Genomic DNA, 23,127 nt, shown 5'->3' with positions numbered 1-23,127 from the left:
ACGGGGAGGAGACCCGCCGGGGTTATGACCCGGCAGGCCGCCCGGTGCTGCTGGCGCGGGCGGAGGGCTGGCAGGCGCGCCTCATCTGGAGTAAACAGGGCCTGCCGCTGGTGCATGAGGGGGCGGACGGTAAACGCCGCACCTTTGCTTACGATGAGGCCGGGCGGCTTATTTCCACCACGGACCCGCTGGGCGGGACGGTGCGCCGCACCTGGGACAGCCGGGGACGCCTTACCGCGCTGGAGAATGAGAACGGGGAGACGTACCGGTTCCGCCCGGGGGCAGACTCGCTGCTGCTGGAAGAGGCCGGGCCGGACGGGGTTGTCACCCGCTACGGTTACGATGCCTGCGGGCGCACCGTGTCGCGCACCCAGGCCGCCGGGTATCCGGACGCCATCACCCACACCTTCGCCTGGAGCCCGGCCGGGCAGCTGTTAACCCACACCACGCCCGAAGGCCAGACCCGCCGGCACTACACCAGGGCCGGGCTGCTGAGCCGCATCACCCTGCACCCCGCCCTGGGGGAGAACGCCTGGAGCCGTGAGGCGGAGCAGGAGCTCTGCCTGGAGTACGACGCCCTCGGCCGTGTGACACGCGAAACAGGTGAGCACGGCGAACTGGCCCGGGAGTATGACGCAACCGGCAACTGCACAGCACTCCGGCTGCCGGACGGGCGCACGCTGAAGCAGCATTACTACGGCAGCGGGCACCTGCTGGGCATCGCCCTTGACGGTCTGCCGGTGACGGACTTCACCCGCGACGAACTGCACCGGGAGGTCAGCCGCACCCAGGGCCCGCTCACCACCCGCAGCGAGTATGACCGCCCGGGCCGCCTGCACCGCCGGGACGTCTTTACCGGCAGCGCGCAGCGTCCGGCCCCGCGCCGCTGGTCCCGCCGCTGGGATTACGACTACCGCAACAACCCGGTGCGCGAGGAGCACGACGACGATCCGTTCTGCTGGTATCACTGGCAGTACGACAGCACCGGACGGCTGCTGTCACAGGACGGCACGCTGCCGGGCCGGGAGCAGTGGCGGTGGGATGCGGCAGGTAATCCGACAGAGCAATCCGGGGAGAAGATAACCCACAACCGTGTGACGCAGCTCAACGGCATCCGCTGGCGCTACGACATTCACGGCCGCACCGTGGAGAAGGACGACGGTCAGACCCGCTGGCACTACCGCTACGACGGGGAGCACCGCCTGGCGGAGGTCACCAGCCGGCCGCGCGACCGCACCCGGCCGCAGGTGGCGGTCAGCTTCCGCTACGATCCGCTCGGCAGGCGCATCAGCAAGACCTGCCGCCGGACGCTGGCAGGGCAGCCGCACGGCAGGGAGGTGACCACCCGGTTTGTCTGGGAGGGGGCCCGGCTGCTGCAGGAGATCCGGGATGCGGTGCCGCTGACCTATGTTTACAGCGATCAGCACAGCCACGAGCCGCTGGCCCGTATTGACGGCGTGAATACCCCGGATATTTACTGGTTTCATAACCAGCCCAACGGCACGCCGGAATGCCTCACGGATGCAGAGGGGCAGGTGTGTCAGGAGGCACAGAACAGCGCGTGGGGCAAACTGCTGCACGAGCGGGACGCACAGCTGCCGTATGCCCAGAACCTGCGGATGCAGGGCCAGTACCTGGACCGTGAGACGGGACTTCACTATAATCTGTTCCGGTACTACGACCCGGACTGCGGCAGGTTCACGCAGCAGGATCCCATAGGGCTGGCGGGAGGGCTGAACCTCTACCAGTATGCACCGAATCCGCTGGGGTGGGTGGATCCGTGGGGGTTGAGCAGATGTAACCAATTTGACAGAAATACAGTATTAAAAAATATTGAGGCTAGTAAGCGCGCCAGGCACTCATCCAACATTTCTGCTTTAAACGAGTGGCCACCGAACAGAGGGTTCTATGGCGTATCGAGTAAATATACACTACTCCCCGGTGAGAAAATTGATCGATATGGTCACGAGTATGGGACGTTTGTATCGCCAGAAGGAGTTCCTTATAGAGCCAGGGCATTAAAGCCTGGCACAGACAAACAACCATATACTGTATATGAAGTTAAGAGAAAAATAACTGTAGATGCTGGCGAGGTCGCTCCATGGTTTGGCTACGAGGGGCGCGGGATTCAGTATGAATTGCCTGATAAAGTTATTGCTCTGATAAAAAATGGCTCATTAGAGAGGCTTTAATAATCATGAAGACGTATGATCTAAAAAAAATTCTTGAGGAAGAAGGTGTATCAAAATCATTATACTGCTTAGATGGTGGGCTACCCAATGAAAAACTATGCTTGGATTATGAAGGAAATAAATGGTTGGTTTATTATTCTGAGAGGGGGTGTCGTACTGGTCTAGAGTCTTTTATGAATGAAGATGATGCGTGTTGCTATATATATAAGCTGATAAAAACGATAGCTACTGGGGAGATTAAATAGTTTTAAAATTATGATATGATTTATTTAAAATACAAAGTTTTATTCGGTTTGCTTATTTTAAGTATTATTTAGTATTTGATAGCTATAGGGGCCGTAGGTGGCGGTCAGTTTCCGCTACGATCCGCTGGGCCGCCGCATCAGCAAGACCTGCCGCCGGACGCTGGCAGGGCAGCCGCACGGCAGGGAGGTCACCACCCGGTTTGTCTGGGAGGGGGCCCGGCTGCTGCAGGAGATCCGGAATGCGGTGCCGCTGACCTATGTTTACAGCGATCAGCACAGCCACGAGCCGCTGGCCCGTATTGACGGCGTGAATACCCCGGATATTTACTGGTTCCATAACCAGCCCAACGGCACGCCGGAGCGGCTCACGGATGCGGAAGGCAAGGTATGCCAGGAGGCACAGAACAGCGCGTGGGGCAAACTGCTGCACGAGCGGGACGCACAGCTGCCGTATGCCCAGAATCTGCGGATGCAGGGCCAGTACCTGGACCGTGAGACGGGACTTCACTATAATCTGTTCCGGTACTACGACCCGGACTGCGGCAGGTTCACGCAGCAGGATCCCATAGGGCTGGCGGGAGGGCTGAACCTCTACCAGTATGCGCCAAACCCGCTGGGGTGGGTGGATCCGTGGGGGTTATGTAAAATTGATAATGCAAGAACCCGTCAATTGCAAATGCTACGGAATGATGTGGGATATAATATAAGTCCTAAAAGTTGGGATGAATATCCCTCAATTGGCAGAGGCGGTACATTCGTTACAGATAAAAACGGAGCTTTAAAATATTTTGGCAATGCTCATAATAGTGAATTAACTATTTCAAAGTCTCTAGTTAATAAAATAGAACGTGATATGGGTTTGAAACCTAATTCATTATCTGAAAGTTTTAATATTCGAAGGGTTGAAGGAATCTCTGAGATGAATCCACGGAGTCCTCTCGAAGGTAATCGATATTTTTTAGGCCCAGGGAATCATTTACCTGGAGGAGCTCCAGAAATGGTTATTAACTCAATACCAAGCTCTACCTCATCCATATTAAAGGTGAATGTAAAATGAATAAAATTCCTGATAATTCAATCATTGTTACTGATATTACATCAAAAATCATTGAGGTTATTATCTCTGGAGATGCATCTGTTGAGAAAGTAAAAGAAATGGGTTTTGTATGCCATACTGATTCTTTTTCAGTTCAAATTTTAGATGAAGAGGATAAAATTAATAAAATCAAAAAGCTAATTTCCGCGAACGCATTATTTTCATTTGGTTACGGCTGGTACCCCTCAGAAGTAATAGCATATTATAAGGATCGTGGAGTTGATTTCGGCATTTATAAAGTTATTCGATGGGCTGGAAAAGATGAATATAAAATAGAAGATGTAGAATAATGAAAATGCATCACCCTGTCGGTTGCATTTAGCAGGTTAGTACGAAGATAAGGAATCAGGGCTATACTACAACTGGTTCCGTTACTATGCATTGCGGAACAATGCAGTATCTGTGTGCAGAACCTACAAGGTTGACAGAGGGAAATAAACCTCTACCACTATAACCCGAACCCGCTGGGGTGGGTGGATCCGTGGGGGTTATGTAAGAAAAAGCCTGATTTTTATGTGGGTCCTCATGGTCCAGGTTCTACAATGCCTTCAGCAGCTTATCGCTATATGAATAGCACTGACAGGTATGCAGCTGAAGCAATAAGCTCAAAATCGGCTCCGTTAAGTTATTTTGGGTATACAAAATATAAAACGGGGCACGAAGCCAGGGATGCCTATCAGATATTTTATGAAAAAGGAAATCCAAAATCATGGAGTGATGCTAGATTACTAGGGGATTTTGATACCTTACAACTTTATAATAATGGTATTCCATAAGTCAAAGTCCCTATGGCCAACGGTGGGGAAGGCCCGGGATTAGATCTATTTACTAGTTCTTATCCAGAGTATGGAAAGGGTGGTGCTCTGCAATTACTGCCAATGGAAAAGGGCACGACTATTAACTTTGACGATATAACAATTTTACCGGAGTAAAAATGAGTCACGACGAACTTATTAATGATTTAATGTATCTAATCAATAAGTATATTCCTGAGGGAGATAGAGGGGGGTTTAAAGAATTTCTGATGATGGATGATGTGCCCGTGAAAGGGATTCTAGCAGACTTTAATAAATTATCGATAGAGCCTATAGATGATATTGATGGGGATTTAATCAGAAAAATATATTCCTATTTTTGTTAAAAGCATAAGCCGGAAGAAATTTTCATATTTTAAACAAAATATAGCGCCAGCTGTGCACCTCGTCCTGACGGAGATCGCCTGAAGCCGCGAGGCGGAGCAGGAGCTCTGTTGGGAGTATGACGCCCTCGGTCACGTGACACGCGAAACTGGCAGGGCAGCCGCACGGCAGGGAGGTGACCACCCGGTTTATCTGGGAGGGGTTCCGGCTGCTGCAGGAGATCCGGGATGCGGTGCCGCTGACCTACGTTTACAGCGATCAGCACAGCCACGAGCCGCTGGCCCGTATTGACGGCGTGAATACCCCGGACATCTACTGGTTCCATAACCAGCCCAACGGCACGCCGGAGCGCCTGACGGATGCGGAAGGCAAGGTGTGCCAGGAGGCACAGAACAGCGCGTGGGGCAAACTGCTGCATGAGCGGGACGCACAGCTGCCGTATGCCCAGAACCTGCGGATGCAGGGCCAGTACCTGGACCGTGACAAATTTGTCAGGAACAAATTTGAATGCGTGTAGCGCAACCCCGGAGGGGCGAGCCACAGGGAAGTGGCGAGTAAACCGGACTTCACTATAATCTGTTCCGGTACTATGACCCGGACTGCGGCAGGTTTACCCAGCAGGATCCGATAGGGCTGGCGGGAGGGCTGAACCTCTACCAGTATGCGCCGAATCCGCTGGGGTGGGTGGATCCGTGGGCGTTGTCGCCATGTAAACCAGACAAACATTTACCGAATGCTGAATCTGGTCACTATAATTATCGTGGGGTGCATAGAGAACATCCCGAATGGGAAAAAGCTTTAAACGGTAAAGTTATGCCTGGAGATATACATTCATCACTCACTCCAGAACAACATAACTTCGGTGGCGCCTCTAGCATTAGTCCTTTTACATCATGGACTGACAATCCGGAGGTAGCCAGAGGGTTTGCAGGACCTGATGGAGTTATACTAAGAGTTAAAGTTGGTGCGCCAAAAGCAGGGGATACTTGGTCATGGGAGTATTCGTTTGATGAATGGATGGAACGTGAGGTTTTGCTCAAAGGAATTCGAAGTGGTGATGTTGAGGTGTTTTTACCATGATTAATGAAAGTTTACATAATTTTATTGAACGCTTTACTCCATCTGAGTTGGGGTGGGTTATTCAAGATAGAGATAAAATGCAATGCGCATCATTTTTGGTAGATAAGAAAAATGAGTTGCGAATAATGCAAGTTCATAAGCACAATGCCATGAGCACAGGCTTAGATATTCCTGGGCTTAATGAGCTAATTGTAGCTTTGGATAGTTTTAATGAAAAAAGTGTTTGTGTTGTAAATGTCCGAAGTCAAGGTTATCAATTGAAATTCTACTCTGACATTAACAAAGAAATATTACTAGGGTTAGTAATCCTTAAGCTAAGAAAAAAAACGAACGAAGAAATGCAATTTGCTAGAGATGTATTAGGTATTACATCGTCTGTTCCGAGTATAGACGATGACTAGTAAGTATTTAATTTTAATATTAACGCATTAAGTATTTTAAGAATGGGATTTTGCGAAAGTAGTAAATTTTAATGATTTAACTTAGCTCAACGGCATCCATACCCGCACGGTGGAAAAGAACGACGGCCGGACCGCACTATCGCTACGACGGGGAGCACCTCCTGGCGAGGTCTCCAGCCGGCCGCGCGACCGCACCTGGCCGCAGGTGGCGGTCAGCTTCTGCTACGATCCGCTCGGCAGGCGTATCAGCAAGACCTGCCGCGGACGCTGGCAGGGCAGCCGCACGGCAGGGAGGTGACCACCCGGTTTATCTGGGAGGGGGCCCGGCTGCTGCAGGAGATCCAGAATGAGGTGCCGCTGACCTACGTCTACAGCGACCAGCACAGCCACGAGCCGCTGGCCCGTATTGACGGCGTGAATACCCCGGACATCTACTGGTTCCATAACCAGCCTAACGGCACGCCGGAGCGGCTCACGGATGCGGAAGGCAAGGTATGCTGGAAGGGGCAGAACAGCGCGTGGGGTAAACTGCTGCATGAGCGTGACGCACTGCTGCCGTATGCCCAGAACCTGCGGATGCAGGGCCAATCCTTGGATCGTGACAAATTTGTCAGGAACACATCTGATGCGTGTAGCGCAACCCTAGAGGGGCCAGCCACAGGGAAGTGGCATGTAAACCGGACTTTATTGTATAGTTAATGTTAATGAATCATCAGACTAGATGGTTATTAGAACAGACAAGGTGAATTTTTGAGGCGGCCATGAATAGAACAAAAGCCATAGAGTTATTGACTGATATTATATCTTGTTCTGATCGAGAAAATAAACTACAGGGTAAAGAGTTTTATAAAACAGCACTAAAGATATTAAAGGATGAAAACACATCGGAAAATGAGTTAAGAATTTTATATAGAAGTTTTTGTGGTTACATGGCTCATGGTGACTTCACTGACGTAGAGCATGCAAAAATCAATCTCTTAGTTGATCATCTGGAAAGCTAATTGATTTTTTATAAACCGGAGGGGCGTACTGGTTTTATGTTTGGGACATCCTAAAGCTACCCCTGGTCATGGCGCTGAGGCTCATTTCAAGGTAAGATCACCCCAATAGCTGGATGCAGGTAGTACGTCAGGACTCATGGGTATGGTAACTTTAAGGGTTTTATATGTGGTTTGATAATGCCTTAGGGAAAGAAAAAATAGAGTTCATGTTTGGTGGGGAGTTAAGTCTTCAGTCTGTTGAAGTCAGTAGTTTTTCATTTGAACGTTTTTCAGATGTGACATTTCAATTTTACAGCAGAAATATTCCTTCATCTTACCCGGAAAAATGGAGTAAGAGCAAGTTCAATGCCCTTAGTGTAGTAATCACATTTGGAGGTATAATAGAGCTGGATGTGAAAGGCAATGGGATAGGTTTTATCTGCTCACCAGAAATATCTTCCAGCGAAAGTCACAGTGAAATAAAAATATGTAGCAATCAATTATATATAAATTGCAAGTCAAAGTTTCTCACAATCGAAAGCATTATTCCGTACCTTGACGAGCGGTGGGACTAAAAAGTAAAATTACGCTATTCCCAGGTGGGTTAGAATTCAGTAAGAGGGCGAGAGTGGATATTGAATCCTACGATGAGGTTTTAGATTTTCTAGATGACTATTTTACAGCTAGAGTAAAAGATGAATTTTATTTGCAGGAGTTAAAAGAGCTTGTCGATGGATCGAGAAGGAATAGGACCGTAACCATCAGACCTATTCAACTACTTTTCTTAGAGTATAGACGGAAGTTCAACGATTATAGCGTAGTAATTGAAGGCGAAGAGAAAATATGGATGAATTTACTGAGCTATTGGCAATGATTTAATAAGGTTATTTATTTATGAAAAAGATGATTTTAAATGAACGTGATGGCAGTGTTACCATTGATAACTATTCGATTAATTTGCAGTCTCGGGAGCAGTTTGTTGGGAGTTGCTTTTACAGAGAAAATGACGATATAAAAGAGTTCGGTCATTATGGTTACTACGTGGAAAGCGTCTCATGGCTTGGGAGAGAGTATTCTTTAGAATTTTGGCCAGCGATGGAACAGTTCGAAAAAAAGATATTTATGGTTGAAAAAGGAACGGAGTTTTATGCTTCCTTGCATGATTGGGAGCTAAGGGCGAATGTAGACTTACTCTTAAGAGAAGAGGCGAGAGTAAAGGCTTTTTTGGAAAGTACCCTTCATTTTGTATCAAAGCACGATATATCCCAGCCACCCTACGGTGTGGTTTTTGAATATTCTTGGGGTGAGATTGCTGTACAGTCGAATAAAAATGATTTTAATTGTGGCCTGTATATAAGCTGGAATGACTAACGCTAATAGCTAGCCAGCGACGAACGGCACCAGTACACAAGGAACACCTAAGGCCTGCTGGGCGAGCCGCAGGGACACAGCCAGTAACCGCTCCCATCCGGCCCACTACGTCCCGATCTCCGTTTACTCCTCGCTAAACCAGTCGCTGTTCTCCTGGCGGATCAGCTGTACCGTCTCGCCAATCTCTTCCAGATGCGCGGTCATCGCCTTATCTACGCCCTCTACGTCATGCTTCGCCAGCGCATCAAAGATATCCTGATGCTGACGCAGCAGCTTCTCCGGCGGGGAGACGTGATCGAGGCTCATATAGCGCACCCGGTCAATGGTCGCCTTGATGTTCTCTACCGTATCCCACGCCAGCTGGCAGTCGGCAATCTGCGCCAGCTTCTGATGAAACTCATCGTCAAGCTGGAAGAAATCATCCAGTTGCTTATGGTCGATAGCGATCCGCTGCTGGTGGAGGTTCTGCTCCAGCTGATAACGCTGGCTGTCGGTGATCAGCGTTGCGGCCCGGCGGGCGACGGCGCACTCAATAGCCTGACGCACAAAGCAACCGTTGCGAACCTGAGTCATGGAGATTTTATTGACGTAGCTGCCGCGCTGGGGACGGATCTGAATCAGTCCATTCTCAGCCAGTTTGATAAAAGCCTCACGAACCGGCTGGCGCGAGACGTCAAACCGCACCGATACCTCTTTCTCCGACAGCGGCGTGCCGGGGGGGATCAGACAATGTACGATATCCTGGCGCAGGATACGGTAAATTTGCTGATTAACAGGCAATACAGGATTAAGGTGGGTTTCGACGGCCATGCGCTCTTACTTAATAGAATAGTGACCCGCCTACCATACCATCTATTTGATCTGCATCCCATACCCGGCCCGCAGGCCGGGAGGGAAATATCAGCTGCGGTGCACGCTTAGGCCAGCCCAGGTCTGGCTAACCGGCATCATCTCAAGGGTATTGATGTTAACGTGCTTCGGCAGAGTCGCGACCCACCATACGGCTTCGCACACATCCTCTGCGCTCAGTGCGTTAGTGTTTTCGTAAGTTTTGCCCGCTTTATCGTCGTCGCCTTTAAAGCGAACGTTGGAGAACTCGGTGCCGCCTACCAGGCCCGGCTCAATGTTGGTCACGCGCACCGCCGTACCGTGCAGATCGGTACGCAGGTTGAGGCTGAACTGCTGTACAAAGGCCTTGGTCGCACCGTAGACGTTGCCGCCGGCGTAGGGCCAGCTACCTGCGGTAGAGCCAATATTGATAATGTGCCCACGGTTGCGCTCCACCATCCCCGGCAGCACGGCGCGGGTCATGTAGATTAGCCCCTTGTTGTTGGTATCGATCATTGTCTCCCAGTCTTCGACGTTGGCCTTATGCGCAGGCTCCAGGCCCAGTGCCAGACCGGCGTTGTTGACCAGCACGTCGATGTCGCGCCACGCAGCGGGGAGAGAGTCCAGCGCCTGTTCGATAGCGGCACGGTTGCGCACGTCCAGCTGCAGGGTCAGAACGCTATCGCCCAGCTCATCTTTCAGGGTCTGCAAACGTTCCTGGCGGCGGCCGGTTGCAATCACTTTATGACCGTTTTCAACGAAACGGCGGGTGATGCTTTCGCCAAACCCTGCCGTTGCCCCGGTGACTAAAATAATCATCATTCTGTTCCTCAACGCTTTTTGTGTGTTATTACGATAGCATGGGTTAAGAGCCTGGGGTAAACGACAATGTTTAAGGAGTTGAAATGTCGCTAACGAATCCTTTACTGAGCGAAAGCACGCTGCCTTACCTGGCGCCGCGTTTCGATATAATTGAAGATAACCACTATCGTCCGGCCTTTGATGAAGGCGTACAGCAAAAACGCGCTGAGGTCAGCGCCATCGCCCAGGCGACAACGCCAGCGGATTTTAATAACACCGTTCTGGCGCTGGAGCAGAGCGGGCAGCTTCTTAACCGGGTCACCAGCCTCTTTTTTGCTATGACCTCTGCCCATACCAACGACTACCTTCAGCAGCTCGATGAGGCCTTCTCCGCAGAGCTAGCCGATCTGGCAAATGATATCTATCTGGATAGCGCGCTCTTCTCCCGTATTGATGTCGTTTGGCAGCAACGGCACGCGCTGGGGCTGGATGCGGAATCCCTGCGCCTGACGGAGGTTATCCACCAGCGCTTTATTCTGGCAGGGGCGACCCTGGGCAGCGCCGAAAAGCAGGCACTGAAAAGCCTCAATACCGAAGCCGCAACCCTTACCAGCCAGTTCAACCAGCACCTGCTGGCGGCAGGCAAGGCGGGTGGGTTAATCGTCGAGAGCGAGCAGCAGCTTGATGGCCTGAGCGAGGGCGAAAAAGCGCAGGCGCGGGCGGCGGCCGAGGAGCGAGGCCTGGAAGGACGCTGGCTTATCCCTCTGCTAAACACGACCCAACAGCCTGCACTGGCGGGGCTGAGCGATCGCCATACCCGGGAGCAGCTCTTTAAAGCAGGCTGGTCGCGTACTGAAAAAGACGATAAAAACGATACCCGCGCCATCGTGCTGCGTCTGGCCCAGATCCGCGCCGAACAGGCCGCGCTGCTGGGATTCCCTGACTATGCTGCCTGGAAAACCGCTGACCAGATGGCGCAAAACCCTGCCGCCGCGCTGACGTTTATGCGCAATATCGTTCCGGCGGCGCGCGCCCGTGCCGAGCAAGAGCTGGCAGATATTCAGCGGGTGATTGACCAGCAGCAGGGCGGATTTCAGGCCGAGGCCTGGGACTGGGCGTGGTATGCCGAGCAGGTGCGCCGGGAGAAATTTGCCCTTGATGACGCGCAGATCAAACCCTACTTTGTCCTCAACACCGTGCTGGTTGAAGGGGTGTTCTGGACCGCCAGCCAGCTCTTCAGGCTGAGCTTCGTCGAGCGGTTTGATCTGCCGGTTTACCATCCTGACGTCCGCGTCTGGGAGATCGTTGATGCGGACGGCACCGGGATGGCGCTCTTCTACGGCGACTTCTACGCCCGTGACAGCAAAAGTGGCGGAGCATGGATGGGCAACTTCGTAGAGCAATCCACATTGCAGGGAACCCGGCCGGTTATCTATAACGTCTGCAACTATCAGAAACCTTCCGCAGGCGGACCCGCGCTGATCTCATGGGATGATGTCATTACGCTATTCCATGAGTTTGGTCATACCCTGCACGGCCTTTTTGCCACCCAGCGCTATGCTACGCTTTCCGGCACAAATACGCCGCGTGATTTTGTCGAGTTCCCGTCGCAGATCAACGAGCACTGGGCCAGCCATCCCGATGTTTTCGCCCGCTATGCCCGCCACTATCAGACCGGCGAACCTATGCCGAAGGCACTGCAGGAGAAGATGCATCGGGCGGCGTTATTTAACAAGGGTTATGACATGACGGAGCTATTGAGCGCCGCGCTGCTGGATATGAACTGGCATAGCCTTGCATCGCGTACCGCCGTCAGCGATGTCGCGGCCTTTGAAGTCGAGGTGCTTAAGCAGGAAAATCTCGATCTTGCCGCCGTGCCGCCGCGCTATCGCAGCAGCTATTTTGCCCATATCTTCGGGGGCGGCTATGCGGCGGGCTACTATGCCTATATCTGGACGCAAATGCTGGCCGACGACGGTTACCAGTGGTTTGTGGAGCAGGGCGGGTTAACCCGCGAGAACGGGCAGAGATTCCGCGAGTCGATTTTGTCCCGCGGCAATAGCACTGATTTAGCTGAACTTTATCGCGCGTGGCGCGGGCACGAACCGAAGATTGAACCAATGCTGGTGAATCGCGGGTTGAGCGCGTAGAGCGTATTCAGGCTGGAAACAGAACCGGGCGCGATGCCCGGTTTTTTCTTCCCTAAAATCCTCGCTTAGATCGAAATGCCTTGAATAAGAGGGAACAGGTTAGTTGCGCTAAAAGTTTAATGGCCGAGCTGGGTTGTGTAATTCCCAGGTACCCACCGGTAGGCCTTACCCTCATGCTGCACGTGACCCAGTCCAGGAAAGGCGATATGCGCTGCAGCAACCCAATAGCCTTCATCTGCAGCCTGCTTTAATATTTTTCCCCTGGTAGCGATGGCCTGCTTTTGGTTGACATCAAAGTGGATTGCTACCTCTGGCTCGGGCATTTGCACCGCTTTGGCATGAATGATATCTCCCCATAGCACCAGTGTCTGGCCTTCACTCTCTACACGATAAAGTACGCTGCCCGGCGTGTGGCCTGCCGTTGACTCAGCCTGTATGCCTCCCGGTAACATTGCCGGCGCAATGAACGTTCTCAACAGGCCCGCACTGATGACAGGCCGAAGGGTATGTTCACTTTCTGCAAAGGTATGCGCCTGGCTGGCCTCAACCCTGCTGACGTTCGCCGGGTTAAGCCAGAAATCGACATCTCGCTTATCCACATAGACCTCAGCCTTTGGAAACGCTGGTTTTCCAGCAAGCGAGACACCACCTGAATGATCGGCATGAATATGTGTCAGGAGAACGACATCGATCGACTCTGCGGGATAACCAGCTGCGGCAAGGTTTGTCACCAGATGACCGCCATTATGACCGAAAAGTTCTCCTGCACCTGTATCGACTAAGATACGCTTTTTGCCATCATCGATAACGTAGGCGTTAATCGATGTCTCAGCCTGCGGTGTCATGGCATCCCTGGCCATTGCCTGTTGCAGTTTTTCAGGTGAAATATTGGTCAGTAAGGTGTTCAGGGGAACAGTAACCGTGCCGTCGGAGACAGCAGTAATCCGCAATTTTCCCAGCATCATGCGGTAGTAACCTGGAGCCTGTTGATCCCAGGCAGTGGCCTGTTCTGCAGCCAGCGCCGGGCTTGAAATGATGAGTGAAGCAACCAGCATCAGAATAATTTTCATAAAAATCCTTCCAGAAAGTATTAACAGAACGTAGCCAGCACTATCCTTACTTCACTGCTATCACTCAAATTGATTAAACTGATGTTCACTATCAAGGAAAATGATTTTCATCGAGTAGATCTCAATCTGCTGACTGTGCTGTTAGTTCTTAAGCGGGAAGGCAGTGTGTCTCGTGCCGCACAAAAGCTTCATCTGGGTCAGCCGGCAGTGAGCCAGGCTCTGTCCCGGTTACGGACAATGTTTAACGATCCGCTATTTGTGCGCACGGCACAGGGCATGGAGGCGACCCCCCGCGCTGAAGCGCTGATCGCTGAGCTGGGTCCTTTGATGGAGCAGATGCAGAGTGTGCTTTTTCAGCCTGCATCTTTTACGCCTTCAGAGGCGACCCATGTTTTCCGGCTGGGGATGAGCGACTGGGTTGAACGCTGGCTGATGCCGGCATTGTATGCCCGCATCATGCGCGACGCGCCAGGCATAACGATTAAGGTCATTGCCAGTGACCCATTCCGGGATGTGGAACTCGTTGCACGAGGGGAGATAGAGCTTGCGATTTCGGTTGGTGAAAATACGCCAGCCACGTTGCGGCGCGAGAAGCTGGTGTCACACAGCTTTTGTACGCTGTGGCACCCCGAACAGCTTTCACTCCCCGTGCCGCTGACGCTGGAAAATTACGTGGCGCATGAACATGTTCTGGTTTCCTATCGTGGGGCGGCCTGGAGCGCCATTGATACCCGGCTATCGGCATTAGGAAAAGCACGTTCGATTCGCTACGTGACGCCGCACTTTTCCTCTTTGCCACCGCTGCTGTCGCGCATCCCCGCGCTAGCCACCGTTCCCGCCGGACTGGCCGACGACTGGGTTGCCCATTACGGTTTATGCTGCAGCCCTGTTCCGGTTGAAACTCCAGAGATAGCTTTTTCGCTGCTTTGGCATAAGCGTAGTGATAACGATATGCCTCTGAGCTGGCTTAAAGGAGAGTTGCGCAGCGTGATGAGAGATGAAAACGTAGTTTCTGGGCAGGCATTGTCCAGAGTCAGACCCTGAACTGGCCCGGCTGAGGCCTTGCCGCCTCGCTGGTGGTATTGATAAAGCTTACCTATACTCCAGGTGCAGCAAAAGCTGCCATCCTACCTGGAGTTACCCATGAAAAGCGTTAATCTGAACGTTTCAAAAGATCAGCAAAAAAATTCTGACAAGAAGTCTGGGTCCGACACCAAAAAGCCAAAACAGGATAAAAAATAGCGCTTCGCTAACATCCTTTACTGCCGTTTATCGTGCTGGAGGTCCTATGTCCGAACGCCCCGATATTCTTGACCCGTTACCTTCTGACAGACCGGACCGGGACGATCCCGACCGTTATCCGCCAGATGATATCGACCCCATTGACCCTGACGATCCCGATTTCGACGATCCTGATATCGATGACCCCGATATTGACGATCCCGATCGTACAAGGCCTCTCTAAGAACAGCCGCCTACGGGCGGCTTTTTGCTGCCCTGGTATTCACTCTATTGTCACAAAGACGGCCTATTAATAGACCTGATGGAATAAGATGTTGCCTAAACCGCTAATAAAGGTAGTTACATTTTCCTTTTTTAGGACTAATACTAGTCGCGGTGGTTTCTGTGAGAAAATTAGGTAGTCAAAATGAAAAGAAAAATGCTGTTATCGTTACCGCTCCTCATTGTGGCTGGCGCGGTGTGTACCGGTTTTATGTACAATAATAAACCTGCTTACATTACGAAAGCTGAATCTCGCGTCGACTCCTATCTCTCCAACAGCTACGGTCCGGGGAAGTGCGGCATCTCGCCAGCACAACAGGGCCATTGGGATATGGAGTGTCAACGTCGTGGTGGTAAGCTGGTGTTGAAGTACGCGGTCTATCCAGCAGATAAAGCCCCTTATGCGGTCGCGACGGACTACTATCTGGTCGCAGTGAACGACGAAGCGAAAAAGAGCGCGACCATGGGGCTGATGCGCTATCTGAAGATCGATACCGGTGTACAAAAAGGGTAGGGTCCGCCAAAACAGGCCAGGCGCAGTTTTCACCCGGTAATGTGTCATTGCCTGATGGCGCTGCGCTTATCAGGCCTGCCTGTTTTCATAAAGCGAATGTATCTTTTGTCATTAATCAATATTTGTTAATTGATGCCGTTTTATTGTTGATGCTCTCTTGTCTACAGAGCAACCTCTATGTTTAAAACTCGACGCTTAGTCAGCCTGCTGGCTGGCATAGCCTTTGTTGCAGGCGGCACTGCGCTCGCCAAAGGTCCCGCTATTTCCGATGCCCAAATAAAAGAAAATATTATCAAAGAGTCTATTGCCGAGTATCCTGGTACCTGCGCTTGCCCATTTAACCGAGCGCGCAACGGCAGCTCATGCGGCAAGCGGAGCGCCTGGAGCAAGGCCGGGGGCTATTCACCTGTTTGTTATAAAGATGAAGTCACCAAAGAGATGATTCAAGCCTGGCGGGAAAGCCGGTAGGCCGGGTAAGGCGTAGCCGCCACCCGGCGTTGCGGGGTTAACATCTCTCCGCCCGGTGGCGCCACGCTTACCGGGCCTACATGCCGTGCTGTTTAACCTTTGTTAAGAAACGCTGTGCGATGATAGTGCCGATCCGCTATTCCGAATAATGAACCCCGGAATAAGGTACAGAACAAAATAGATCTATCCATGCAAGCATTTACCGCCAGTATCACTGGCGGTTTTTTTATGCCTGATTTTTACGGTACTCCCGTGGGGAGAGGGCGAAACGCTGGCGAAAATGATGGCGCAACGAGGCGGCGGTAGCAAACCCTGCCTGGGCTGCCACCTCCTCCATACTGAGATCGGCGTTAGCCAGCAGCGTCCGGGCGCGTGCCAGACGCTCCTGTAGGATCCAGCGTGCCGGCGTGGTTCCGGTTGCCTCATCAAAACGACGCAAAAAGGTGCGGGGACTCATGCCAGCGAGCTTCGCAAGGGAGGCCACCGAGTGCGTGGCGGCAAGCTGACGGTGAAGATAATCGAACACCTGTCCAAGCCGCTGGCTCTCTCGCGATCTGGCGACTGGCCGAGCGATCTGCTGACTTTGCGAGCCGTCGCGATGGGGCTGAACGACCAGCCGGCGGGCAACGTTATTGGCGACGTCGGTGCCGTAGTCGAGGCGCACCAGATGCAAACAGAGATCGATACCCGCCGCGCTGCCTGCCGACGTCAGCACGCTCCCCTCATGATAGTAGAGCGCGTCATCAAGCACCTCGATGGCGGGATAGCGCTCCCGCAGCAGAGGCGTATAGCGCCAGTGGGTTGTGGCACGCTTGCCGTTAAGCAGTCCGGCCGCCGCCAGCACAAAAACCCCGGAACAGATGGACATCATTCGACAGCCGCGCCCATTGGCCTCGCGCAGTGCCTGACACAACGCCTCCGGGACCGGGCTATCCGCGCCGCGCCAGCCAGGGATAATGATGGTATCGGCCTGTGCCAGCAGCCCCAGGCCACCGTCGGCTACCAGCCGGACACCCCCGGTGGCACGCAATTCACCTTCCTCTACCGACGCCACGGTAAAACGGTACCAGTTCTCCCCCAGTTCAGGGCGCGGCAGGCCAAATATCTCCACGGCGATGCCGAATTCAAACGTGCAGAGGCCATCGTAGGCAACCACCACGACCAGCGGTCTGGTGGAAGGTAAGGTTGTCATTATCCTGGCGTTTTCTGGCATAGCGGTAGGCGGTGGGTCGATGAAGTTTAGGTTAGCTTAGTGTTAACACAACCAAGGAGAAACTACCATGAGCTACGTAAGCGAATTTCCCGCTGCCTCCCCAGCGCAGGCCGTTGCGCATTTTCAACAGCGCCTGAGCGTTGAAACCGACTGCGCCGATGTCCACCATGCGTTAACCCACCAGCAGCAGGATTTCGCCCTGCTGCACGTGGTTGGCAGCGCTGAGGCCTTTGCTAAACGCCATCTGCCTGGCGCGGTGCACCTTCCGCATAGTCAGATGACCGAGGAGAAGATGCGTGAGTGGCCCTCCGGGACGCTGTTCGTTGTCTACTGCGCCGGGCCGCACTGCAATGGTGCCGATCGCGCCGCGCTGAAACTGGCGAAGCTGGGCCTGCCGGTCAAGATCATGATCGGCGGTATCACCGGCTGGGAAGATGAGGGCTACTCCTTCGCCAGCGGTGATTAGCGTTTACAACATGAGTATTTTTCACGTTCCGTGAATTATTCTCAGTTGCATCGCGGCGAGGAGTGTGACATATTTTTAGACATATAGCCGTCCAGAAGGCTAAATTGTTTAAATCATGAACTATCACGTCGGGTTATCATTGCCCGACGGCAAGGAGATCACCATGCAGCGTCACCACTCCCCGTTTCGCGCCGATGTTGTCGGCAGTTTTCTGCGTCCCGACGCAATTAAGCAGGCACGTATTCAGTTTGCCGCGGGTGAAATCGATGCTGGCCAGCTGCGGGCAGTTGAAGACAGCGCGATCCGTGAGGTAGTTGAGCAGCAGTGCGCCTGCGGTCTGCACGTGGTCACCGACGGCGAATTCCGTCGCGCCTGGTGGCACTTTGACTTCTTTGATGGCCTGCAGGGCGTAGAGCGTTACGATTCTGAGGCGGGTATTCAGTTCAACGGTGTCCAGACCAAAGCCCACGGCGTGCGTGTGACCGGCAAGCTGGGCTTCGGCGATCATCCGATGCTGGAAGACTTCCGCTTCCTGCAGAGCATTAGCGGCAGCGCCCAGCCGAAGATGACGATCCCCAGCCCGAGCGTGCTGCACTTCCGCGGTGGCCGGAAAGATATCGACAGCACCGTCTACCCGGAGCTGGACGCCTACTTTGACGATCTGGCGACCACATGGCGCGACGCAATTCACGCATTCTATGAAGCAGGCTGCCGTTACCTGCAGCTTGACGACACGGTCTGGGCTTACCTCTGCTCAGACGATCAGCGCCGTCAGGTCCGCGAGCGCGGTGAAGATCCTGATGAACTGGCACGCATCTACGCCCGGGTACTGAACAAGGCGCTGGAGGGCAAGCCGGAGGATTTAACTATCGGTCTGCACGTATGCCGCGGTAACTTCCGCTCAACCTGGATCTCCGAAGGCGGCTACGAGCCGGTGGCTGAGGTGCTCTTCGGCCAGGTCAATGTCGACGCCTTCTTCCTGGAGTATGACAACGATCGCTCCGGCGACTTCGCTCCGCTGCGCTTTATCCGCCCCGGTAAGCAGCAGGTGGTGTTGGGGCTGATTACCACGAAAAATGGCGAGCTGGAAAACCCGAAAGGAATTGAGGCACGCATCAAGGAAGCGGCGCAGTATGTGGATATCAATCAGATCTGCCTCAGCCCGCAGTGCGGCTTCGCCTCTACGGAAGAGGGCAACAGCCTGACCGAAGCCCAGCAGTGGGACAAGGTCCGCCTGGTGACGCGCATTGCCGAACAGGTCTGGTAATCGTTAAGAGGGGCAGATTTCCTGCCCCTTTTTTTATGCTTTTGCCGCACTGAGTCCGCTGTCCCACGGCCTGATCTGCATTCCGCGCAGCATCATCAGCCAGGCGAAAACAATCGTTGCTGCCAAAATGGCAAACAGCGTCCAGCCCGGTAGAGTAGTCAGAATAATGCCGGTGGCCAGCGGGTTCATTGCTGCGCCAAGCCAGCCGAGGGCCTGAGCTGAGAAATAGCTCGCCTTCATACCCGGCGGGGCGATATGGTCGATCAGCATGTACTCGCCCGGAGCATAAATGATCTCCCCAATAGTGAACACGGCGGCTGACAGCCCCCACAGCCAGAGCTGGCTGCCAGAGATCATAAAGCCCAGCAGGCCAAGGACAAAGCAGAGCGTGCCGACGGCCATCATCGGGCGGATATTGTTGGCTCGCAGCGTGCGGCCAATCACGTACTGGAACATGACCACGATAACCGCATTCACCGGCAGGACCAGCGCCACCACCTTCTGCGCAAAGGCGTTATCGGCTACCGCCATGACGTACTGCGAAATACAGGAGGCAAAGGAGCCGCTGACGAACGAGGCCAGCACGCCGGAGAGGGTAAACCACAGCAGGGCTTTATCATGAAGCAAAAGCGACGGTGACCAGGGCTGGAGGGTTTCCTCTTCGCTTTTTACCATGACGCGCTGAACCCAGAGCTGAATAAACACCAGCGGGAAGGCAGCGCACGCCGCCGCCAGCCAGAAAGGCAGCTGGCTGCTCTGCATCACCAGCAGGGTGCCCAGCGGCGGGCCAATCGTCCAGCCGATATTGAGAAACGAGTAGTTAAGCGAGAACACTTTTGACTTCGCCGCTGGCGCCAGCGTATCGGAGAAGTAGGCTTTGACAACGGTGGCGAAGACCGAGTAGGCGCAGTTGATAATGGAGAAGAAGATCACCACCAGCACCGCATTATGACTCAGGGGAATGCCGATAAAACTGAGCACGAAGATGGTGATGGCAATGAGCATGTAGCGCTTCTTATCAAACTTATCGGCAAGAATGCCGAAGCCGAGGCTAAAGAAGACGCCGACGGTCATGGCCACGGTCATGGCCAACCCGACCCGATCAACCGCCATACCGTATTGGCTGTTGAGGTAGATGGTCATAAACGGCAGCGTAGCGCCGCGACCGATGGTTAACAGCAGTGATGAGGCGAGCAGTGCGATGATGGAGCGTTGCTGAGATGTGATCATGTTGTATCCGACAGTGCATTGTTTTCTATTTTTTGCGTTCACTATCAGCAATACCACGCTAAACGCGCACTGTATAGCGACCACATTTCTCGCATCGCACACGTTGACCTACCGAATATTGTGATCTGTCTCTAGACATATTTTTACGTTAACGTAACATTTTTACAAAAGCTTAAACTTCAGGGGCAGGTATGACGCGGAAAGACGGACTGCTGGCATTGCTGGTAGTAGTAGTGTGGGGACTTAATTTTGTCGTCATTAAGGTCGGGCTGCACAATATGCCCCCCCTAATGTTGGCAGGTCTGCGTTTTGTGCTGGTGGCCTTTCCGGCGCTGCTGTTTGTCGCCCGGCCAAAGGTGCCGCTGCGTCTGCTGCTGGGCTACGGCCTGACCATCAGCTTTGGTCAGTTTGCCTTTCTGTTTAGCGCGATTAAGTTTGGCATGCCCACCGGACTGGCCTCGCTGGTCTTGCAGGCGCAGGCATTCTTTACCATCCTTCTCGGCGCGGCTACCTTCGGCGAGCGGCTTCAGCTGAAGCAGGTGCTGGGAATTACGCTGGCGGTGTTTGGCGTGCTGGTGCTGGCGGAATCCAGCCTCAGCGGTCAGAACGTGACCGTGCTGGGCTTTATGCTCACTCTGGCGGCCGCCTTCAGCTGGGCCTGCGGGAATATCTTCAACAAAAAGATCATGCAGCATTCATCACGCCCGGCGGTGATGTCGCTGGTGGTCTGGAGCGCGCTGATCCCGGTGGTGCCCTTCTTGGTCGCCTCGCTGATCTTCGATGGCCCGGCGCTGATGGTGCAAAGTCTGGTGCAGATTGATATCACCACCGTGCTCTCGCTGATCTACCTGGCGTTTGTCGCCACCATCATTGGCTACGGGATCTGGGGAACGCTGCTCGGGCGTTACGAAACCTGGCGCGTGGCGCCGCTCTCGCTGCTGGTGCCGGTGGTAGGCATGGCCAGCGCCGCTCTGTTACTGGATGAGACGCTGAATGGTCTGCAGCTACTCGGCGCTGCGCTGATCATGGCTGGATTGTATATCAATATCTTTGGCTTTCGTCTGAGGCCGTCGGTCGCCGCACGGTAAAAAAAGCCCCGCACAGGGCGGGGCAAGAACGTATTAGCCGTGCTTAGTTGTAATAGGGCACGCCTAACTCGTCGGATTTATCACTTCCGGAACCCATATGGTTTAAGTCAAACGGTGACTGGTCATGGGCGGAAGGCATAATCATCGCGTCGCGCTGGTTTTGTTCGCCAGGGTGCTGCTGCTCCGCATTGCTATAGCCAGAAAACAGCGCCAGCAGGGTAAGGGCGGCGGAGACGGTAAACTTCATGATTTCCTCGATACGTCTAAATACAGGCGATTAACAGTTGTAATGGTTTAACGGCAGCAGATAACGGGTCTCGCCGTGCATATTGGTCATGCGATACTTATGCGGCGGCACGTCGAAATAGTTTTTAAAGGTTCGGGTCAACGTCTGCTGTGACTCAAAGCCGTAGCGCTCTGCCAGGTAGAGAATCGGCTCGTTGCTCTGCTTAAGCTTCTGTGCGATTTCAGTAAGCTTGCGGCTGCGGATATAGTGACCTAATGAGTGCCCGGTCTCTTTCTTAAACATCCGTTGCAGGTGCCATTTAGAATAACCCGAACGCTCGGAGACTTTCTCCAGCGACAGCGGTGACTCCAGGTTATCCTCGATCCAGTCCAATATGCTATGAATAGTAATGGCGTCATTATTGCGTCTGGACATCATTATACCTCTTCTGTTTACGGCAGTATTTTCTTGAGCAAGTACTCAAGGGTTGCCACTTCATCTGCCGTTAAGTTTTTTGTTAGTTCCTGATGCAGGTCTTGCCCCACTAATTTATGGCCTTGCTCACAAAGCGCTGCGCCGTCAGCGGTAAGCTGGATCAGCACGCCGCGCTTGTCATGCGGATTAGGCTGGCGCTCAATCCAGCCTTTGCACACCAGTCGATCCAGCATGCGGGTAAGCGCCCCGAGATCGACAGACAGCACTTTTTTTAGCTCCACCGGCGTGATGCAGGTCGCGCAGCGGATAGAGCAGAGCACCTTAAACTGCGTCGCCGTGATATCCAGCGGCGAAAGGTAATCGTTTAATAAGCGATCTTTTTTCTGGTTGACCATGTGGATCAAGCGGCCCAGTGGGATGATTTCGTTGAACAAGTCACTGGTGCTTTTCACGATGGTTGCCCCGGCAAGTAGATTAGTCACGGCAGATATTATTGCCGGGGCAACTATAAGTCAACTGAATGCATTAGCTTATGCCACAATTTGCTAAAACGTTTCACGTACCAATTTTTTAGCAATAACTAATAAATTAATAACTGTAAGTTATACATTGGCTTAGCGTATTGTCCTCTGCACGCGCAGGGGCTTTGCGCATATAATAGTCGTCAACTATCCGCTTCACGGAGTGCACCTTATGCAGGATCTGTTCAGAGCAATTGGATTAGGGCTAGTGGTGTTGCTGCCGCTGGCAAACCCATTAACCACCGTCGCGCTATTTCTTGGCCTGGCGGGCAATATGAATGCTGCCGAACGTAACCGTCAGTCGCTGATGGCGTCGGTCTACGTATTTGCCATTATGATGGTTGCCTGGTATGCCGGGCAGGTGGTGATGAATACCTTCGGTATCTCGATTCCGGGGCTGCGGATCGCCGGGGGACTGATCGTCGCCTTTATCGGCTTCCGGATGCTCTTTCCCCAGCAGAAAGCGCATGAGTCGCCGGAGGCGAAGAGCAAAACGGCGGAGCTGATAGAGGAGCCCGACGCCAATATCGCGTTCGTGCCTCTGGCGATGCCCAGCACCGCCGGGCCGGGAACCATCGCGATGATCATCAGCTCGGCTTCCACCCTGCGTCACAGCTCTACCTTTCCGGATTGGGTGATCCTGGCTGCGCCGCCGCTGATTTTCCTGCTTGTGTCGGTGATCCTTTGGGGGTGTCTGCGCAGTTCAGGCGCGGTGATGCGGCTGGTGGGTAAAAGCGGTATTGAGGCCATCTCCCGGCTGATGGGCTTTCTGCTGGTCTGCATGGGGGTGCAGTTTATTATTAACGGGGTGCTGGAGATTATCTCCAGCTACCCCGCATAAAC

At 53.2% G+C, this 23,127-nt stretch carries 27 protein-coding genes and 3 pseudogenes; 22 read left to right on the top strand and 8 right to left on the bottom strand.

Going from position 1 to position 23,127, the window contains the following annotated elements; genetic code table 11:
- From WFN61_RS14990 to WFN61_RS14930, 13 genes and pseudogenes are all read left to right on the top strand, one after another.
- A partial coding sequence (locus WFN61_RS14990; protein ID WP_337038885.1) for a glycohydrolase toxin TNT-related protein occupies positions 1-2,192 on the top strand: 2,192 nt, incomplete at its 5' end.
- A 348-nt stretch (positions 2,193-2,540) separates the two neighbouring features.
- Positions 2,541-3,083: pseudogene (locus WFN61_RS14985) on the top strand (RHS repeat-associated core domain-containing protein); the annotation flags it as partial.
- Positions 3,084-3,490: 407 nt separating this feature from the next.
- Positions 3,491-3,823 (top strand): hypothetical protein, encoded by a 333-nt coding sequence (locus tag WFN61_RS14980; protein ID WP_257757502.1) that lies wholly within the window; start codon positions 3,491-3,493, stop codon positions 3,821-3,823.
- A gap of 252 nt (positions 3,824-4,075) precedes the next feature.
- On the top strand, positions 4,076-4,309 hold the full coding sequence (locus WFN61_RS14975; protein WP_144815974.1) for a hypothetical protein: 234 nt from the start codon (positions 4,076-4,078) through the stop codon (positions 4,307-4,309).
- A gap of 158 nt (positions 4,310-4,467) precedes the next feature.
- Complete coding sequence (locus WFN61_RS14970) at positions 4,468-4,674, top strand: hypothetical protein (protein ID WP_144815971.1); 207 nt, start codon at positions 4,468-4,470, stop codon at positions 4,672-4,674.
- A gap of 146 nt (positions 4,675-4,820) precedes the next feature.
- Positions 4,821-5,377 (top strand): annotated as a pseudogene (locus WFN61_RS14965) (RHS repeat-associated core domain-containing protein); the annotation flags it as partial.
- The gene (locus WFN61_RS14960) at positions 5,357-5,752 is read left to right on the top strand and encodes a hypothetical protein (RefSeq protein WP_337038892.1); all 396 of its coding nucleotides are present in this window, start codon (positions 5,357-5,359) and stop codon (positions 5,750-5,752) included. The pseudogene WFN61_RS14965 and the gene WFN61_RS14960, both read left to right, overlap by 21 nt.
- On the top strand, positions 5,749-6,153 hold the full coding sequence (locus WFN61_RS14955; RefSeq protein WP_257757504.1) for a hypothetical protein: 405 nt from the start codon (positions 5,749-5,751) through the stop codon (positions 6,151-6,153). The genes WFN61_RS14960 and WFN61_RS14955 overlap by 4 nt, the downstream gene beginning before the upstream one ends.
- 94 nt (positions 6,154-6,247) lie before the next feature.
- A pseudogene (locus WFN61_RS14950) lies at positions 6,248-6,756 on the top strand (RHS domain-containing protein); the annotation flags it as partial.
- 158 nt (positions 6,757-6,914) lie between these two features.
- Positions 6,915-7,154, top strand: a complete 240-nt coding sequence (locus tag WFN61_RS14945; protein WP_337038884.1) for a hypothetical protein — start codon at positions 6,915-6,917, stop codon at positions 7,152-7,154.
- A gap of 164 nt (positions 7,155-7,318) precedes the next feature.
- A complete protein-coding gene (locus WFN61_RS14940; RefSeq protein WP_337038883.1) occupies positions 7,319-7,708 on the top strand; it encodes an Imm50 family immunity protein in 390 nt (129 codons plus the stop codon).
- 53 nt (positions 7,709-7,761) lie between these two features.
- Complete coding sequence (locus WFN61_RS14935; RefSeq protein WP_144815948.1) at positions 7,762-8,007, top strand: hypothetical protein; 246 nt, start codon at positions 7,762-7,764, stop codon at positions 8,005-8,007.
- A 20-nt stretch (positions 8,008-8,027) separates the two neighbouring features.
- Positions 8,028-8,504 carry a hypothetical protein gene (locus WFN61_RS14930; protein ID WP_144815946.1) on the top strand — a complete coding sequence of 159 codons (477 nt, stop codon included), beginning with the start codon at positions 8,028-8,030 and terminating at the stop codon, positions 8,502-8,504.
- A 123-nt stretch (positions 8,505-8,627) separates the two neighbouring features.
- On the opposite strand, the gene WFN61_RS14925 is transcribed toward WFN61_RS14930, so the two are convergent.
- Positions 8,628-9,314 carry a GntR family transcriptional regulator gene (locus WFN61_RS14925; RefSeq protein ID WP_144815945.1) on the bottom strand — a complete coding sequence of 229 codons (687 nt, stop codon included), beginning with the start codon at positions 9,312-9,314 and terminating at the stop codon, positions 8,628-8,630.
- Between the two features lie 90 nt (positions 9,315-9,404).
- Entirely contained in the window at positions 9,405-10,151 is a 747-nt protein-coding gene (ydfG, locus tag WFN61_RS14920; protein ID WP_312633039.1) for a bifunctional NADP-dependent 3-hydroxy acid dehydrogenase/3-hydroxypropionate dehydrogenase YdfG, read from the bottom strand.
- Positions 10,152-10,237: 86 nt separating this feature from the next.
- Between ydfG and dcp the strand changes: the two genes are divergently transcribed.
- On the top strand, positions 10,238-12,283 hold the full coding sequence (dcp, locus tag WFN61_RS14915) for a peptidyl-dipeptidase Dcp (RefSeq protein ID WP_337038882.1): 2,046 nt from the start codon (positions 10,238-10,240) through the stop codon (positions 12,281-12,283).
- Positions 12,284-12,399: 116 nt separating this feature from the next.
- Here the strand turns inward: dcp and WFN61_RS14910 are convergent, their stop codons facing one another.
- Entirely contained in the window at positions 12,400-13,353 is a 954-nt protein-coding gene (locus WFN61_RS14910; protein WP_257757509.1) for an MBL fold metallo-hydrolase, read from the bottom strand.
- Between the two features lie 81 nt (positions 13,354-13,434).
- On the opposite strand from WFN61_RS14910, the gene WFN61_RS14905 reads away from it, so the two are divergent.
- From WFN61_RS14905 to WFN61_RS14890, 4 genes are all read left to right on the top strand, one after another.
- Positions 13,435-14,397: a LysR family transcriptional regulator gene (locus tag WFN61_RS14905; protein ID WP_337038881.1), complete on the top strand. Its 963-nt coding sequence runs from the start codon at positions 13,435-13,437 to the stop codon at positions 14,395-14,397.
- A 244-nt stretch (positions 14,398-14,641) separates the two neighbouring features.
- Entirely contained in the window at positions 14,642-14,818 is a 177-nt protein-coding gene (locus tag WFN61_RS14900) for a hypothetical protein (protein ID WP_165570675.1), read from the top strand.
- Between the two features lie 195 nt (positions 14,819-15,013).
- Positions 15,014-15,370, top strand: coding sequence for a hypothetical protein (locus WFN61_RS14895; protein ID WP_144815938.1), 357 nt, complete (start codon positions 15,014-15,016; stop codon positions 15,368-15,370).
- A gap of 177 nt (positions 15,371-15,547) precedes the next feature.
- Positions 15,548-15,838 (top strand): hypothetical protein, encoded by a 291-nt coding sequence (locus WFN61_RS14890; RefSeq protein ID WP_312282258.1) that lies wholly within the window; start codon positions 15,548-15,550, stop codon positions 15,836-15,838.
- A 226-nt stretch (positions 15,839-16,064) separates the two neighbouring features.
- Here WFN61_RS14890 and ftrA read toward each other — a convergent pair whose 3' ends face one another.
- Positions 16,065-17,051 carry a transcriptional regulator FtrA gene (ftrA, locus tag WFN61_RS14885; protein WP_337038880.1) on the bottom strand — a complete coding sequence of 329 codons (987 nt, stop codon included), beginning with the start codon at positions 17,049-17,051 and terminating at the stop codon, positions 16,065-16,067.
- A 67-nt stretch (positions 17,052-17,118) separates the two neighbouring features.
- Here ftrA and WFN61_RS14880 point away from each other — a divergent pair, with 67 nt between their 5' ends.
- Both WFN61_RS14880 and WFN61_RS14875 read left to right on the top strand, forming a co-directional pair.
- Positions 17,119-17,517, top strand: coding sequence for a rhodanese-like domain-containing protein (locus WFN61_RS14880; RefSeq protein WP_337038879.1), 399 nt, complete (start codon positions 17,119-17,121; stop codon positions 17,515-17,517).
- A 163-nt stretch (positions 17,518-17,680) separates the two neighbouring features.
- Entirely contained in the window at positions 17,681-18,784 is a 1,104-nt protein-coding gene (locus WFN61_RS14875) for a cobalamin-independent methionine synthase II family protein (protein ID WP_337038891.1), read from the top strand.
- Positions 18,785-18,817: 33 nt separating this feature from the next.
- Here WFN61_RS14875 and ydeE read toward each other — a convergent pair whose 3' ends face one another.
- The gene (ydeE, locus tag WFN61_RS14870; RefSeq protein ID WP_312178295.1) at positions 18,818-20,014 is read right to left on the bottom strand and encodes an efflux MFS transporter YdeE; all 1,197 of its coding nucleotides are present in this window, start codon (positions 20,012-20,014) and stop codon (positions 18,818-18,820) included.
- A gap of 191 nt (positions 20,015-20,205) precedes the next feature.
- Between ydeE and eamA the strand changes: the two genes are divergently transcribed.
- Entirely contained in the window at positions 20,206-21,102 is an 897-nt protein-coding gene (gene eamA, locus WFN61_RS14865) for an O-acetylserine/cysteine exporter (RefSeq protein ID WP_144815928.1), read from the top strand.
- Between the two features lie 43 nt (positions 21,103-21,145).
- On the opposite strand, the gene marB is transcribed toward eamA, so the two are convergent.
- Genes marB through marR form a run of 3 tightly spaced genes read right to left on the bottom strand, consistent with a single transcriptional unit; the run spans position 21,146 to position 22,215 of the window.
- Positions 21,146-21,349, bottom strand: coding sequence for a multiple antibiotic resistance protein MarB (gene marB / locus WFN61_RS14860; protein WP_144815926.1), 204 nt, complete (start codon positions 21,347-21,349; stop codon positions 21,146-21,148).
- A gap of 30 nt (positions 21,350-21,379) precedes the next feature.
- Positions 21,380-21,763 (bottom strand): MDR efflux pump AcrAB transcriptional activator MarA, encoded by a 384-nt coding sequence (gene marA / locus WFN61_RS14855; RefSeq protein WP_144816048.1) that lies wholly within the window; start codon positions 21,761-21,763, stop codon positions 21,380-21,382.
- 17 nt (positions 21,764-21,780) lie between these two features.
- Positions 21,781-22,215 (bottom strand): multiple antibiotic resistance transcriptional regulator MarR, encoded by a 435-nt coding sequence (gene marR, locus WFN61_RS14850; protein ID WP_042395082.1) that lies wholly within the window; start codon positions 22,213-22,215, stop codon positions 21,781-21,783.
- A 241-nt stretch (positions 22,216-22,456) separates the two neighbouring features.
- On the opposite strand from marR, the gene WFN61_RS14845 reads away from it, so the two are divergent.
- Positions 22,457-23,125, top strand: a complete 669-nt coding sequence (locus WFN61_RS14845; protein ID WP_312178294.1) for a MarC family NAAT transporter — start codon at positions 22,457-22,459, stop codon at positions 23,123-23,125.
- Positions 23,126-23,127 lie beyond the last annotated feature (2 nt).

Source organism: Pseudescherichia sp. AS216, assembly GCF_037152055.1.
Taxonomy (GTDB): Bacteria; Pseudomonadota; Gammaproteobacteria; order Enterobacterales; family Enterobacteriaceae; genus Pseudescherichia.
This window is presented reverse-complemented; position numbering and strand designations above follow the sequence as displayed.